Consider the following 15,448-nt stretch of genomic DNA (forward strand, 5'->3'; position numbering starts at 1 on the left):
CCCATGCACCTGCTGCGGACCCAGCCCGGCGGCTTCGTGCCGGATGACAGCATTGCCGACCTCGGCCAGACGCCCGCCGAGCTGGTGATTCTCTGCAGCGGCGATTCGCACCTGGCATTGCTCGCCGATACCGCCGAGCAATTGCCCGAGGATTACCCCAGCCTGCGCCTGGCCAACCCGATGCAGGTCCAGAACCATGCCTCGGTCGACCTGTACGTCGACCAGGTGCTGCGCCATGCCAAGGTCATCCTGGTGTCGCTGCACGGTGGCGTCGGCTACTGGCGCTATGGCGTCGAGCAGTTGGTCGAGCTGGCCGGACGTGGCGTGCAGCTGATCCTGGTGCCGGGTGACGACCGCCCGGACCCGGAGCTGACCAGCCTGGGCAGTGTCAGCGGCGAGCAGGCCGAACGCCTCTGGCACTACTTGCGCCAGGGCGGCAAGGCCAATGCCATCAACCTGTTCAACTGCCTGGCCAGCCAGTGGCTGGGCCGCGACTATGCCTGGGACGAGCCGCAGCCGCTGCCGCGCACTGCCGTGTATCACCCGGCCAAGGGCAGCGCCACGCTGGAGGATTGGTACACGCAGTGGCACCCCGAGCAGCCGGTGGCACCACTGTTGTTCTACCGCTCGCACCTGCAGGCGGCCAACACCGCGTTCATCGATGTGTTCTGCCAGCGCCTGCAGGCGGCCGGGCTCAACCCATTGCCGATCGCCGTGGCCAGCCTCAAGGAAAGCGCCTGCCTGGAACAGGTCGAAGCCTGGCTGGACGAGGTGGGGGCCGAAGTGCTGGTCAACACCACCGGCTTTGCCCTGTCCAGCCCCGAGCGCCCCAACCTGCGCCCGTTCCGTCGCGACATCCCGGTGCTGCAGGCCATCTGCGCGCAAGACAACCAGCCCGGCTGGGAAGCCAGCGAGCAGGGCCTGGGGGCGCGTGATCTGGCCATGCACATTGCCTTGCCAGAACTGGACGGGCGCATCATCACCCGCCCGGTCAGTTTCAAGGACATGGCCTGGCGCAGCGAGCGCAGCCAGTCCGACGTGGTCTGCTACCGCGCCCACCCCGAGCGCATGGACTTTGTCGCCGAACTGGCCCGCCGCTGGGTCGAACTGGCGCGCCTGCCAAATACGCAAAAGCGCGTGGCCCTGGTGCTGGCCAACTACCCGACCCGGGATGGCCGCATTGGCAACGGCGTTGGCCTGGACACGCCAGCGGCCGCGCTGAACATCCTCAAGGCCCTGCAGGCCGAAGGCTATCCGCTGGCCGACTTGCCGGGCAGCGGCACGCAGCTGATCCATCAGTTGCTCGGTGGCGTGACCAACGACCTCGACCATCTGGACCTGCGCCCCTGCGCGCAGAGCCTGAGCCTGGCCGACTACCAGGCTGCCTTCGAGCGCCTGCCAGAGGCAAACCGCCAGGCCGTGCTGGAACGCTGGGGGCCGCCGCAGCAGGACCCGATGTACCGCAGTGGCCGGCTGATGGTGGCCGGCCTGCGCTTTGGCTTGACCTTTGTCGGCATCCAGCCGGCGCGCGGTTACCAGGTGGACCCCAGCGCGGTGTACCACGACCCGGACCTGGTACCGCCGCACGGCTATCTGGCATTTCACTTCTGGCTGCGCCATGCCTTTGCCGCCGACGCGGTGATCCATGTCGGCAAGCACGGCAACCTCGAATGGCTGCCCGGCAAGGGCGTCGGGTTGTCGGCGCAGTGCTGGCCGGACGCCTTGCTCGGCCCGCTGCCGAACATCTATCCGTTCATCGTCAACGACCCGGGCGAGGGCGCCCAGGCCAAGCGCCGCACCCAGGCAGTGATCATCGACCACCTGATGCCGCCGCTGACCCGTGCCGAAACCTATGGCCCGTTGCGCCACCTGGAGCAATTGGCCGACGAGTTCTACGAAGCGCAGCTGCTCGACCCGCGGCGCGCTCGCGAGTTGCAGCGCGACATTCTCGAACTGGTCAAGGCCAACCACATCGACCGCGAACTGCAGCTGGAAGGCCAACTGGACGATGCCGCCGTGTGGCTGCCACGCCTGGATACCTACCTGTGCGACCTGAAGGAATCGCAGATTCGCGATGGCCTGCATGTGTTCGGCCAGTCCCCGGAAGGCCGGCTGCGGCTGGATACCTTGCTGGCGCTGTTACGGGTCGAGCGTGGCGACGGTCGCGGTGGCAATGCCAGCCTGTTGCGGGCCCTGGCCAAGGCGCTGGTGCCAGGCTTCGATCCGCTCGATTGCGAACTTGGCCAGCCGTGGCAAGGGCCACGCCCGGACCAACTGCAGGCCATGAGCAGCGAGCCTTGGCGCACCTGTGGCGATACCCGCGAACGCCTCGAACTGTTGGCGCTGCAGTTGATCGACCAGGCGCTGTGCGGCACTGTGCATTTACCTGCCCAGAGCGAATGGCAGCCGGTGCACGATGTGGTACGGACGCTGCGAGAATCGGTGGCACCCAGCCTGGACGCCTGCGGCAGCGCCGAAATGGATGGCCTGCTGGCGGCGCTGGCCGGGCGTTTCGTGCCCGCCGGCCCCAGTGGCGCACCCAGTCGTGGTCGCCTGGACGTGCTGCCCACCGGTCGCAACTTCTATACCGTGGACGTGCGCAACCTGCCCACCACCACCGCCTGGCGCCTGGGCTTCGCCTCCGCCAACCTAATCCTGGAGCGCCATCTGCAGGACCACGGCGATCACCTGCGCCAGCTCGGTCTTTCGGTGTGGGGCACGGCAACCATGCGTACCGGCGGTGATGACATCGCCCAGGCCATGGCGCTGATGGGCGTGCGTCCGGTGTGGGCCACGGGCAGCCAGCGGGTAGACGATTTCGAGATCCTGCCACTCAGCCTGCTCGACCGCCCGCGGGTGGATGTGACCTTGCGCGTTTCCGGCTTTTTCCGTGATGCCTTCGGCAACCTCATCCGCCTGTTCGATGCCGCAGTGCAGGCCGTGGCCGCGCTGGATGAGCCCGACGATCTCAACCCCCTGGCCGCCCGCGTGCGTAGCGAGCGTGCCGCGCTGCAGGCGCAGGGCGTGGACGCCGAGCAGGCCGCGCGCCAGGCTGGCTGGAGGGTGTTCGGTGCCAAACCAGGGGCCTACGGCGCGGGGGTGCAGAACGCCATCGACGGGCGCCTGTGGCACAGCCGCGACGACCTGGCCGAGGTCTACCTCAATCACGGCGGCTATGCCTACGGCGCCAGCGACGACGGAACCCCGGCCCGAGCCCAGTTCACCCAGCGCCTGGCCAAGGTGCAGGCGGTGCTGCAGAACCAGGACAACCACGAACACGACCTGCTCGATTCCAACGACTATTACCAGTTCCAGGGTGGCATGCTGGCGGCGTCGGAAACCTTGTCCGGTGCGGCAGTTGCCAGTTATCACGGCGACCATAGCCAGGCCGACCGGCCGCGCATCCGTACCCTCAAGGAAGAGCTGAACCGGGTCATCCGCGCCCGGGCGCTGAACCCGAAATGGATCGACGGGGCCAAGCGCCACGGCTACAAGGGCGCCTTCGAGATGGCGGCGACGGTCGACAACCTGTTCGCCTTCGACGCCACCACGGAACTGATCGACGACCATCATTACCAGGCGCTGGCCGATGCCTACGTGCTCGACCCGGCGACCCGCGACTTCATGCGCGAGCACAACCCCGAGGCCCTGCGCGACCTTACCGAGCGTTTGCTGGAGGCCCAGCAGCGCGGTCTGTGGCAGGCACCGGGTGACTACCGCGAGGCCCTCGAGGAACAACTGCTCGACGGCGAGGAACAGGCTTGAAATGAGTGAACCCGTGCAATTTCCACTGGCAGCCGTGGTCGGTGCCGATGACCTGAAACTGGCGCTGTGCCTGACCGCAATCGACCCGAAGATCGGCGGCGTGCTGATCGAGGGGCCACGTGGCATGGCCAAGAGTACTCTGGCCCGTGGCTTGGCCGACCTGCTCGGTGAGGGCCCGTTCGTGACCCTGCCACTGGGCGCCAGCGAAGAGCGGCTGGTCGGCACCCTCGACCTGGATGCCGCACTGGGGCAGGGCAAGGCGCAGTTCTCCCCAGGGGTACTGGCCCAGGCCGATGGTGGCGTGCTGTATGTCGATGAGGTCAACCTGCTGCCCGACACCCTCGTCGACCTGTTGCTCGATGTGGCGGCCAGTGGCACCAACCGTATCGAGCGCGACGGCATCTCGCACCGGCACAGTGCCCGCTTCGTACTGATCGGCACCATGAACCCGGAGGAGGGCGAACTCCGCCCGCAGTTGCTCGACCGCTTTGGCCTCAATGTGGCTCTGGAAGGCTTGCCCGAACCTGAGGCGCGCCAACAGATCATTCGCCGCCGTCTGGCCTTCGACAGCGACCCGCAGGCCTTTTGCGCGCAATGGGCCGAGGCCCAGGCGCAATTGCGCGAGCGCTGCCAGGCGGCGCGTCAGGCCCTGGCCGGCATTGCCCTGGACGACCAGGCACTGGCCTGGATCACCGAACGCTGCTATGCCGCTGGGGTCGACGGGTTGCGCGCCGATCTGGTCTGGCTGCGCGCCGCACGCGCCCACTGTGCGTGGCGTGGTGGCGAGGCCATCGAGGAGGCCGATGTCGATGCAGTGGCCGAGTTCGCCTTGCGCCATCGCCGCCGCGTTTCGCCCCAGGCCAACCCGCCTGCGGCGCCGCAGCAGCCTGAACAGCAACCCGGTCGACAAGACGCGGGCAACCCTGGCGAACAGGGCGGGCAGGGCGACTGGGGCGCAATGCCGGCGCAGCCTGTGGCCAGCGGCGCTCGCCGCGAGGTGCCGAACTGGGCAAAAAAGCCCTGAGCATCCCCCAGTCACCTGCCAAAGGGGCGGATGCCAACGCAGGCGCAGGTAAGCAATACGGTGCCAGCCGAGGCCGGGCGCGCAGTGCTGCGGCCGGGCGGGTGGCCTGGTTGCCGACCCTGCTCAAGGGGCGGCCACGCCAGCGCCAGGACCTGTGCTGGCAGCAACGCCAAGCCAGGCCCGCAGAACTGTGGCTGGTAATCGTCGATGCTTCGGCCTCGACCCGTCGCCACCAGGCGTTGGCGCAAACCAAAGGGCTGCTGGCGGCGCTATTCGACCAAGCCTACCGCCAACGTGCCCGGTTGGCCCTGCTTACCGCCAGCGGGCGCTCACCGCAGTGGCAGCGCCACGGCCTGAAGGCCTCGGCCGCCTTGCAACCGTGGCTGCAAGCCTTGGGAGCTGGTGGTGGCACGCCGTTGATCGCTGCACTGGAGCAGGCTCGGCACTGGTTGCAGGATCGGCAACGGGCCCACCCCGAAGAAGCGTTACGCTGCCTGGTGTTCACCGACGGTCGCCTGCAACACTGGAATACCGTGCAGCCGATGCCGTGCGCCACTCTGTTGGTGGACATGGAACTGGCGCCGGTGCGCCTGGGCCGTGCGCAGCGCCTGGCGCAGCAACTTCAGGCGGATTACCAGCACCTGCAACAGTTCAGGTTGGTGGATTGAAAAAGCACCGGTGCGACACTATGCCGCAATAAGAAAAAGTTGCGAGAACAGCAACCCGGAAGTTGTACAAGTGCGTGGCGACGCACGCACTTGGTTTGCCGGCCGATATTATTTCGGCATTGACCACGGCTGCAGGTCGTAACCTTTTTCGCACAGCTCGGCGCGCACTTCCTCGATCAGGCTGGCCCACTGGGCCGGGTCGGAATAGATGCGCGAAGACACTTGCTTGCTGCCGATGCGGGTGCTGGTCCGGTCGATCACTGCCAGGCTCAGTTCACCAGTACCGTTGGGTGCATCCCAGGCTACGCACTGGAAAGGTTCGAAGGCGTGGTCGGCAATCAGCAGTGCTTCGTTGACACGGAGCGGGGCATTCATGGTTCGGTCTCTCTATGGTCCCAAACATCCAGTTAAAGTCCGCGTTGCTTCGAAGTCGCCTCGGTTATCGCGAAGTGCAGCGCGGGGTTATGTGTACTGATGCTCGTTGTCCGGGGGCGAGTCACACATTGGTTGTAAAAAATTTTGCCAGGGTCGAATCCGTTCTTGCCCATGCCGCCATGTGATGTCGATAAAGTGCGAAAATTCCCGTCACGCATTGTAAAAAAATGATTCGGCAGACAGACGGTACTGGGAACCGTCAACTTAGTTGCTACTGTTAATCGGGCGCCACAACTTACTGTTTTATTTCAAAAAACTGAAAACTGGCGCCAAGGATTGGTCATGCAGCAGCCTGCCGCCCAACGCCGTTTGCTCATCGTCGACCCCTGCGATGACTGCCATCGTTTGTTACCCGGATTGCGCAGCGCAGGCTGGGATGTGCACAGCTGCATGCTCGGCGCCGCGTTGGATCACCCTTGCGATGTGGGCCTGTTGCGCTTGCAGGCGTCACACCTGAGGCGCCCGGACGGGGTCAAGGACTTGATCAAACGCAGCAACACCGAATGGATTGCCGTGCTCAGCGCCGAACAACTGCGTATGCCGGCCGTCGGCGATTTTGTTTGTGAATGGTTCTTTGACTTCCACACCTTGCCGTTCGACGTTTCCCGCGTTCAGGTCACGCTGGGTCGGGCCTTCGGAATGGCGCGCCTGCGCGGCAAAGGGATGGCGAGGGTGGATGAAGCAAGCCACGAACTGCTCGGTGATAGCCGCCCGATCCGCGAACTGCGCAAGCTGCTGGGCAAGCTGGCGCCCACTGAATCGCCGGTGCTGATCTGTGGAGAAAGCGGCACCGGCAAGGAACTGGTGGCCCGCACCCTGCATCGCCAGTCGCAACGCAGCGAGCAACCGTTCATTGCCATCAACTGCGGGGCAATCCCCGAGCACCTGATCCAGTCGGAACTGTTCGGCCATGAAAAGGGCGCTTTCACGGGTGCTCATCAGCGCAAGGCCGGGCGCATCGAAGCGGCTAATGGTGGCACGCTGTTTCTCGACGAAATTGGCGATTTGCCGCTGGAGTTGCAGGCCAACCTGCTGCGCTTTCTGCAGGAAAAGCACATCGAGCGCGTGGGGGGCAGCCAGCCGATCCCGGTGGATGTCAGGGTGCTGGCGGCTACCCACGTGGACCTGGAAAGGGCCATCGAGCAAGGGCGCTTTCGCGAAGACCTGTATTATCGCCTGAACGTGTTGCAGGTGGTGACCGCACCATTGCGAGACCGGCATGGCGACCTGTCGATGCTGGCCAGTCATTTTGCCCATTTCTACAGTCTTGAAACCGGGCGTCGACCGCGCTCGTTCAGCGAGCATGCCCTGGCGGCCATGGGCCGGCATGACTGGCCGGGCAATGTCCGCGAGTTGGCCAACCGGGTAAGGCGCGGGCTGGTGCTCGCAGAAGGCCGGCAAATCGAGGCACAGGACCTTGGGTTGCAGCCCCTGGACCAGGTACAGCAACCGCTGGGCACGCTGGAAGAGTACAAGCACCGAGCCGAGCGTCAGGCGCTGTGCGATGTACTCAGCCGGCACAGTGACAACATGAGTGTGGCGGCCAAGGTGCTAGGTATATCGCGGCCGACTTTCTATCGGTTGCTGCACAAGCACCAGATTCGCTGAGCAGCAGCCCTCGGCCGTGCCCGAGCCTTGTGGGAGCAGGCATGCCCGCGAAGCAGGCGCTGCGGTGGATGGCACCAGCTACGCCGGTATTCGCGGGTAAACCCGCTCCCACAAGAGGCCGTGTTATTCGTCCAGGTCTGCCGCTGCATGCCGCTCCGGCACCTGGCTGGCCTCATCCCCCCAGGTCCGGTTCACCCGTGTGCCACGCTGCACCGCCGGGCGCAAGGCAATCTCCTCGGCCCAGCGCTGCACATGCTTGTACTCGTCCACCGCCAGGAACTCCGCCGCGCCATACAGGTTGCCGCGCACCAGCTGGCCATACCAAGGCCACACGGCAATGTCGGCGATGCTGTATTCCTCGCCGCCCAGGTAGCGGCTTTCGGCCAGGCGCCGGTCGAGCACATCCAGCTGACGTTTGGCTTCCATGGTGAAGCGGTTGATCGCGTACTCGAACTTTTCTGGCGCATACACATAGAAGTGGCCAAAGCCCCCGCCCAGGTATGGCGCCGCGCCCATTTGCCAGAATAGCCAGTTCAGGCTTTCGGTGCGTGCAGCTGGCGCTTTCGGCAGCAAGGCACCGAACTTTTCCGCCAGGTACAGCAGGATCGAACCCGACTCGAACACCCGCACCGGCGGCTCGACGCTGCGGTCGAGCAGGGCAGGGATCTTCGAGTTGGGGTTTACCTGGACAAAGCCGCTGGAGAATTGGTCGCCCTCGCCAATGCGGATCAACCAGGCATCGTACTCGGCACCAAGGTGGCCCAGGGCAAGCAGCTCTTCGAGGGCGATGGTGACCTTCACGCCATTGGGCGTGGCCAGGGAGTACAGCTGCAGCGGGTGCTTACCCTGCGGCAGGTCCTTGTCGTGAGTCGGGCCGGCAACCGGGCGGTTGATGCTGGCGAACTGGCCACCGGATGCGGCGTCGTTGCGCCAGACTTTGGGTGGCACGTAGGCGGGCTTGCTCATGCGTGAATCTCCTTAAATGGCGCGAAACGGTCACGTAGAGACGTGGACCTGCATCTATGCCACGGGTTCGACGAAAAGCGCAAATGCATAGGGCGCGGGCGTGAAGTGCATGACTTCGGTTTCATTCAGGTTTCATCCTGTGCAGCCCAGGCCGGTTCTATGCTGGGCTATCTCTTCGCCCTGCAAGGAACCGCCGGCCGATGACTCACTCTCGCTGCATGCTGGCACTGGCCCTGCTCGGTAGCCTTCTGGCCCATGCCGAGGCCGCACCCTGGGTTGCCGGCCTGCATCACATGACGTTGGCCGACCCGGTCGACGCCCGGCCCATGCAGGCGCTGGCGTTCTACCCGGCCATTGGCAAGACCCGCAGCAGCCGGATAGACGGCTACCCGGTCGATGTGAGTGAAGAGGGGCCGGTAGCATTGGGCCAGTTCCCGTTGCTGGTGCTGTCCCACGGCAATACCGGCAGCCCGCTGGCCTTGCACTACCTGGCGACGTCGCTGGCGCGCCAGGGTTTTATCGTGGTGGCGGTGGTGCACCCCGGCGACAACGCCCGCGACCACAGCCGCCTGGGCACCCTGAGCAACCTGTACGGCCGGCCGCTGCAAGTGAGTGCTGCAATTACGGCCGCCCGCGATGATGCCTTGCTGGGGCCTTACCTGAACGGTGGCAAGGTTGGGGTGATCGGCTACTCGGCCGGTGGTGAAACTGCCTTGATCCTCTCAGGCGCGCGCCCGGACCTGGACCGCCTGCGCAAGTACTGCCTGGAGCGCCCTGACGACGCCGACGCCTGCAAGACCCACGGTGTACTGATTGCCGACCGCAGCGAGCTGGTGCCAGAGGCCGACCAACGGGTGGGGGCCGTGATGCTGATGGCACCTCTCAGCCTGCTGTTCGGGCGCCATGCCCTGGCCGGGGTGCAGGTGCCGGCGCTGATCTACAGTGGCGACAGCGACCAGCTGGTGGCGGTGGACCGCAACGCCGAAGCCCTGGCCCGCAAATTGCCGGTCACACCGGACTATCGCCTGCTGGCCGGCGCCGGGCACTTCGTGTTCATGGCCCATTGCGATGCCGAGCAGTCCGTGCGGATGCCGGCGCTGTGCAAGGACGCCGCAGGCGTGGACCGCCGGCACATCCACCATTCCCTGCAGCAGGAAGCCGCGGTGTTCTTCAGCCAGGCGTTGGGCGCGCCGGAGCCGGCCGAGCGTTCAGCCGCGAGTGGCGCGCCGCGCCAGCAACAGCGTTAGGCCGACACCGGCCAGGGCGAGCAGGGCGGCCACACAGAAGATCGAGGCATAGCCCAGATGTGCGGCCACTGCGCCCATCACCGGCCCGGCGATGGCCAGGGCCATGTCGAAGAACACGGCGTAGGCCCCCAGCCCTGCACCACGGCTACTGCTGGGTACCTGCTTGATCGCTTCAACCCCCAGCGCCGGGTACACCAGCGATAGCCCGAAACCGGTAAGCCCGGCACCGATCAGCGCCCACGGCGGCGACGGTGCCAGCCACAGCAGGCTCAGGCCGAGCACTTCGGTGGCCATGCACGCGACCGCCACGTTGTAGCCACCAAAGCGGTTGACCGCATTGACGAACAGCAGCCGGGAAATGATGAAACACACGCCAAACGCACTCAGGCACCAGGCTGCGCCCACCCAGCCGCGCTCCAGGTAATACAGGGTGACGAAGGTGGTCAGGGTACCGTAGCCGATAGAGGCAAGGGTCAGGCCCAGACCGCACGGTGCAACCCGGCCGAAGGCCGACCAGAAAGGCAGGCGTTCGCCGCGCACCACCACCACGTCCGGCCGCTTGCGCAGTACCAGCAGGGCAGATACCGCCAGCACCAGCAATGCCGGCCCCAGCACGCTGAAGTCCAGCCCGTCGACGGCCAATACACCCAAGGGGGCACCAATGGCGATGGCGCCATAGGAGGCGATACCGTTCCACGAAATCACCCTGGCAGTGTGTTCGGGCCCGACCTGGCCGATGCCCCAGCTCAGCGTGGCCACGCCGATCAGCCCTTGGGCGACGCCCAGCAGCAGGCGCCCGCCGAGCAACAGCGCCAGGCTCAGCAGCGGTAGCGTCAGGGTCCAGGCTGAGAGCAGGGTCAACACCCCGCAGCCGGCAATCCCCAGCAAACCGAAGCGAATGGCCTGCTTGCCCCCCAGGGTATCGGCCACGCGCCCGGCAAACGGGCGGCTGAGTAGCGTGGCCAGGTATTGCAGGCCAATGGTCAGCCCGGCGACCACCGCGCCAAACCCCAGCTGGTCGTGCACATGGCTGGGCAGCACGGCGATCGGCAGGCCGATGCAGAGGAAGGCGATGAAGGTGTAGAAAACGATCGACAGGATCTGCAGGGTGATTTGCAGCGTGTTACTGGCGGGGGCGGGTTGTTGCGCGGTCATGGGCTCGTTCGCGGGCGGGCGGTTGGGCGTGGCCCCATCATGGCCGTTGCGCGAAGGAAATGAAAGCAGGCTAACGAATTAATCGTCGGGCAGTGCCAGCCCGTGGGATCGGCGGTGAATTCTTCGCGGGCGAGCCCGCTCCTGCAGGATGTGCATAGGCCTCAAATGCTACGCAGCCCCTGTGGGAGCGGGCATGCCCGCGAAGAGGCCGGCCCAGCCATACAAGATGGCCAGGCCGCCCCATCAATCAGACCAGCACACCCTGGCTACGCAGGTAATCGTCATTCGCGGGCTCGCCCGCTCCCACAGGATTTGCATAGGCCTCAAGTGCTACGCAGCCCCTGTGGGAGCGGGTTTACCCGCGAAGAGGCCGGCCCAGCCATACAAGATGGCCAGGCCGCTCCATCAATCAGACCAGCACACCCTGGCTACGCAGGTAATCGTCGTAGGTACCGCTGAAGTCCACCACGCCATCAGCCGACAGCTCGATGATGCGCGTGGCCAGCGAAGACACGAACTCACGGTCATGGCTGACGAACAGCAGGGTGCCCGGGTAGTTCTCCAGCGCCAGGTTCAGCGCTTCGATCGATTCCATGTCCAGGTGGTTGGTCGGCTCGTCCATCACCAGCACGTTCGGCTTCTGCAGGATGAGCTTGCCGAACAGCATGCGGCCTTGCTCACCACCGGAAATCACCTTCACCGACTTGAGGATCTCGTCGTTGGAGAACAACATGCGCCCGAGGGTGCCGCGGATCACCTGCTCGCCGGAGGTCCACTGGCCCATCCAGTCGAACAGGGTCATGTCGTCTTCGAAGTCGTGGGCGTGGTCCTGGGCGTAGTAGCCCACTTCGGCGCTGTCGGTCCACTTCACTTCACCCTTGTCCGGGGTCATTTCACCGACCAGGGTGCGCAGCAGGGTGGTCTTGCCGATACCGTTGGGGCCGATGATCGCCACGCGCTCGCCAGCCTCGATGGTAAAGCCCAGGTCCTTGAACAGCACCTTGTCGTCGAAGGCCTTGGCCATTTTTTCGACGGTAACAGCCTGGCGGTGCAGTTTCTTGGTCTGCTCGAAGCGGATGAACGGGCTCACCCGGCTCGACGGCTTGACCTCGGCCAGCTGGATCTTGTCGATCTGCTTGGCCCGCGAGGTGGCCTGCTTGGCCTTGGAGGCGTTGGCCGAGAAGCGGCTGACGAAGGTCTGCAGTTCGGCGATCTGGGCTTTCTTCTTGGCGTTGTCCGACAGCAGCTGCTCGCGGGCCTGGGTGGCAGCGGTCATGTACTCGTCGTAGTTGCCCGGGAACACGCGCAGCTCGCCGTAGTCCAGGTCGGCCATGTGGGTGCAGACACTGTTGAGGAAGTGCCGGTCGTGGGAAATGATCACCATGGTGCTGTTGCGCGCGGTGAGGATGTTCTCCAGCCAGCGGATGGTGTTGATGTCCAGGTGGTTGGTCGGCTCGTCGAGCAGCAGTACGTCCGGGTCCGAGAACAGCGCCTGGGCCAGCAGGACACGCAGCTTCCAGCCCGGAGCCACCTCGCTCATCGGGCCGAAGTGCTGTTCCAGCGGAATACCCAGGCCCAGCAGCAGTTCACCGGCGCGTGATTCGGCGGTGTAGCCGTCCATCTCGGCGAATTCGGTTTCCAGTTCGGCGACGGCCATGCCGTCTTCCTCGGTCATTTCCGGCAGCGAGTAGATGCGATCGCGCTCGGCCTTGACCTTCCACAGCTGGCCGTGGCCCATGATCACCGTGTCGATCACGGTGAATTCCTCGTAGGCGAACTGGTCCTGGCGCAGCTTGCCCAGGCGCGTGTTCGGCTCGAGCATGACCTGGCCGCCGGACGGCTCCAGGTCACCGCCGAGGATCTTCATGAAGGTCGACTTGCCGCAACCGTTGGCGCCGATCAGGCCGTAGCGGTTGCCGTTGTTGAATTTGACGGAAACGTTTTCGAACAGCGGCTTGGAGCCGAACTGCATGGTGATGTTGGCGGTGGAGATCAAGAGGCTTACCTATCAATAACTTACGTGACTTCTTCGCAGCGTCGGACCCATTCTGGACCAATCGGGAGCTTTTCCAGCTCCTGCCAGTCGTTGGACGAGTTAATCCAGCGCGCATGAGTCGATAAGAGCATCTGCACGCTATGCCCGAGCTGATGGGCGATGAATGCGGGGTTGAGACCAGACATTGAGCACATTGTCGCATAGGTGCGACGGCAGTTATACGGGGGCGGTATCTGATCCCCGGACCCTTGACGATCGGGCGCTATTGATGGTGCAGGTTTTACGTGTTTTTCATCTTGATCCGGGCAGGAAGACGAACGGCGATTCGGCGAAAGGCCTTGCCTGCCTTCGACGCTCCGTATCCTGTTTCAAGGCTTTGCCTCCTGTTCACGGAAGCGGAGTTATCAGCTCGGCACCTTGGTTACGCACATTCCCCACGGCGATACCCACCCGGTACCACTCGAAGGCTTCGGCCGGCTCACCCAGGTTGAGCACCAGTTGTTCTGCGCGCTCGCTCGGCATTGCTGCCGCGATCCACTCGTACGCCAGTTCTGGCGACAACACGACAGGCCGGCGGTCGTGAACGTCGACCATTCCGCCCTGAGCGTCGGCGGTAATGATGACGAACCCGTCGTGCTCTGTGCCGGTGAACTGGCCGATCGAGGCGCAAAGGGCAGGGCGCCCATCCTGGCGGCGGATGTAGTACGGCTGCTTCTTCGGCCCACCTTCATCAACCCATTCGTACCAGCCGTCGATTGGGGTGATGGCCCGGTGCGGCCAGATCGCCCGGAAGAATGGGCCATGCGCCACCTTCTCGACGCGGGCGTTGATCGGCGCAGCGCGATCATTCGCCCAGTGCGGTCGCCATCCCCACCTCACCAGGTCCGCTCGTGGGCCTGCGTCATCCATCCGCAGTACTGCCACCGGCGTGGTCGGCGCGATGTTGTACCGGCCAAGCGGCTGGTCGCCGACGTTGTTCCGCCAGGCCTCTGGCAGGCTCAGGGTTTCAACGAAGTCATGTATGCCACGGTACTGGCTGAGCCTTCCGCACATACGCCCTCCTACCGAAACCTGAAGGATAGCCGTTGGCTGGTAGTAGTGCCGGCAGTCATACGGAGACGGCCAGGCACCCAGCATGCCACGATGCATGACCAACGGATTTCAGCACCTACCCGCAACGGGGTCAGCCTGCCGTTGCGGGCGATGGCTGCAGGCTGTCTGCCTGCTCGGGAACCCTGACGAACACGCTGTATCTGCCACCTTCCATTTCTTCGAAGGCAATCAGTTTTTTCACCAGCGCACCGTTCAGTACCTTGCCGGCATTCAATAGCAGCATGCCGTTGTCGGCGTTGAGGTTGCGCGCCAGTATCATGCCATCCGCCAGTTCGTGCGTGCTCAATACCTTGATCGCCGGGTCGGTCAAGGTAATGTCGCGCATGTACGCGGCACAGACATTGACGAAGTCTTCCACCAGATCTGGGTCATACAGCTTTCCAGCATGCTTGCGTATGTAGAGCAGTGCCTCATCGCTATTGAGCTGGCGATCCAGGACCAGTCCGCGCTGCAATTCGATGAAATCCACGGCCATTTTCAACCAGCGGGCGCCCAGTGGAATTGCCGCGCCCTTCAGGTGGCCCGGAAAACCGCTGCCATCCCAGCGTTCCTGGTGGTGAAGTATGAGTTGTGCAGCCTCTTTTATTGGCTCCAGGGTCATGACCAGTGCTTCGCTCTGTTTCGGGTATGACCGGTACAGTTCGCGCTCTGGTGGAGGTATGAGATCGGCGGGGCAGGTGAGCATGTTGTCGGTCCAGCTCATCTTGCCGATGTTGTAGAGGGCTGCAGCCATGGTCAGGTTGCGACAGGTACCTTCGTCCAGTCCATGGCTGGTGCAATACACCCGTATCAATTCTATGACTTGCCGGTTGGTCTGCTTGGCCTTGGGCAGACGCATGTTGCCTAACTGCGAAAAGAACTCGGTGGTGGTCACGTAACTGCGCTTGAGTTCTTCATAGGCAAGGTCAAGCATGTCGGCAGTTTGCTGCAGCTCGGCGGTGCGCGCCACTACACGCTGTTCAAGGCTTTCGTTAAGCGCCTTGAGTTGCTTGATCTGTAACTGAGTCAGTTGTTCCAGGCGCTTTCGCTCGCTTTCCGAATGCTGGTGGGCCAATGCCTGGCGCAGAGTGACCAACAGTTCTTCATCATTCCAGGGTTTGCTGATGTAACGATAGATGTGCCCATCATTGATGGCTTTTGCGATGGTGTCCGTGTCAGCGTAACCCGTAAGCAGGATGCGCAACGTATCGGGAAAGCGCTCATGTACGTGGGCCAACAGCGTTGCCCCGTCCATGTTTGGCATGCGCGCATCACTCATCACCAGATTGATCGGGCGTTGTTGGAGCAGTTGCAGGGCGTCGGCACCGCTTTCGGCAAGGAGGAGTTCGTAGGGTTGGTTGCGAAGTAGACGACGAAGGCTGCTGAGAATCGAGGGCTCGTCGTCAACCAGAAGTATCACCGGCTTGTCTGCTGCGCCATCGGTAACGGGTAGCTCCATGGGTCCCTCCCTGCTGGTCTCGGCCAGATTACT

At 64.1% G+C, this 15,448-nt stretch carries 11 protein-coding genes and 1 pseudogene; 5 read left to right on the forward strand and 7 right to left on the reverse strand.

The genetic code is table 11. The features are described 5' to 3' along the window. Positions 1 to 3: 3 nt before the first annotated feature. From cobN to NY023_RS13515, 3 genes are all read left to right on the forward strand, one after another. Positions 4 to 3,765: a cobaltochelatase subunit CobN gene (gene cobN, locus NY023_RS13505; protein WP_013972503.1), complete on the forward strand. Its 3,762-nt coding sequence runs from the start codon at positions 4 to 6 to the stop codon at positions 3,763 to 3,765. 1 nt (position 3,766) lies between these two features. Next, on the forward strand, positions 3,767 to 4,789 hold the full coding sequence (locus NY023_RS13510) for an ATP-binding protein (RefSeq protein WP_015270206.1): 1,023 nt from the start codon (positions 3,767 to 3,769) through the stop codon (positions 4,787 to 4,789). 101 nt (positions 4,790 to 4,890) lie between these two features. Beyond that, entirely contained in the window at positions 4,891 to 5,457 is a 567-nt protein-coding gene (locus NY023_RS13515) for a vWA domain-containing protein (RefSeq protein ID WP_013972505.1), read from the forward strand. 108 nt (positions 5,458 to 5,565) lie between these two features. Here the strand turns inward: NY023_RS13515 and NY023_RS13520 are convergent, their stop codons facing one another. Beyond that, positions 5,566 to 5,832, reverse strand: coding sequence for a hypothetical protein (locus tag NY023_RS13520; RefSeq protein ID WP_013972506.1), 267 nt, complete (start codon positions 5,830 to 5,832; stop codon positions 5,566 to 5,568). A gap of 342 nt (positions 5,833 to 6,174) precedes the next feature. Between NY023_RS13520 and NY023_RS13525 the strand changes: the two genes are divergently transcribed. Next, positions 6,175 to 7,500, forward strand: coding sequence for a sigma-54 dependent transcriptional regulator (locus NY023_RS13525; RefSeq protein ID WP_013972507.1), 1,326 nt, complete (start codon positions 6,175 to 6,177; stop codon positions 7,498 to 7,500). 123 nt (positions 7,501 to 7,623) lie between these two features. Here NY023_RS13525 and yghU read toward each other — a convergent pair whose 3' ends face one another. Continuing rightward, positions 7,624 to 8,466, reverse strand: coding sequence for a glutathione-dependent disulfide-bond oxidoreductase (gene yghU / locus NY023_RS13530; protein ID WP_013972508.1), 843 nt, complete (start codon positions 8,464 to 8,466; stop codon positions 7,624 to 7,626). A gap of 200 nt (positions 8,467 to 8,666) precedes the next feature. Here yghU and NY023_RS13535 point away from each other — a divergent pair, with 200 nt between their 5' ends. Next, the gene (locus NY023_RS13535; protein WP_024087042.1) at positions 8,667 to 9,713 is read left to right on the forward strand and encodes an alpha/beta hydrolase family protein; all 1,047 of its coding nucleotides are present in this window, start codon (positions 8,667 to 8,669) and stop codon (positions 9,711 to 9,713) included. On the opposite strand, the gene NY023_RS13540 is transcribed toward NY023_RS13535, so the two are convergent. The 5 genes and pseudogenes from NY023_RS13540 to NY023_RS13560 form a co-directional block, all read right to left on the reverse strand. Continuing rightward, a complete protein-coding gene (locus tag NY023_RS13540) occupies positions 9,675 to 10,868 on the reverse strand; it encodes an MFS transporter (RefSeq protein ID WP_013972510.1) in 1,194 nt (397 codons plus the stop codon). The two genes, NY023_RS13535 and NY023_RS13540, sit on opposite strands and share 39 nt — an antisense overlap. A gap of 409 nt (positions 10,869 to 11,277) precedes the next feature. After that, entirely contained in the window at positions 11,278 to 12,864 is a 1,587-nt protein-coding gene (locus NY023_RS13545; RefSeq protein ID WP_013972511.1) for an ABC-F family ATPase, read from the reverse strand. 20 nt (positions 12,865 to 12,884) lie between these two features. Further along, positions 12,885 to 13,097: pseudogene (locus NY023_RS13550) on the reverse strand (site-specific integrase); the annotation flags it as partial. A gap of 154 nt (positions 13,098 to 13,251) precedes the next feature. After that, positions 13,252 to 13,917: an SOS response-associated peptidase gene (locus NY023_RS13555; RefSeq protein WP_013972513.1), complete on the reverse strand. Its 666-nt coding sequence runs from the start codon at positions 13,915 to 13,917 to the stop codon at positions 13,252 to 13,254. Positions 13,918 to 14,047: 130 nt separating this feature from the next. Next, the gene (locus tag NY023_RS13560; RefSeq protein ID WP_013972514.1) at positions 14,048 to 15,415 is read right to left on the reverse strand and encodes an HD domain-containing phosphohydrolase; all 1,368 of its coding nucleotides are present in this window, start codon (positions 15,413 to 15,415) and stop codon (positions 14,048 to 14,050) included. Between the last annotated feature and the right edge of the window lie 33 nt (positions 15,416 to 15,448).

Source organism: Pseudomonas sp. NBB, from assembly GCF_032701105.1.
GTDB lineage: Bacteria > Pseudomonadota > Gammaproteobacteria > Pseudomonadales > Pseudomonadaceae > Aquipseudomonas > Aquipseudomonas asiatica.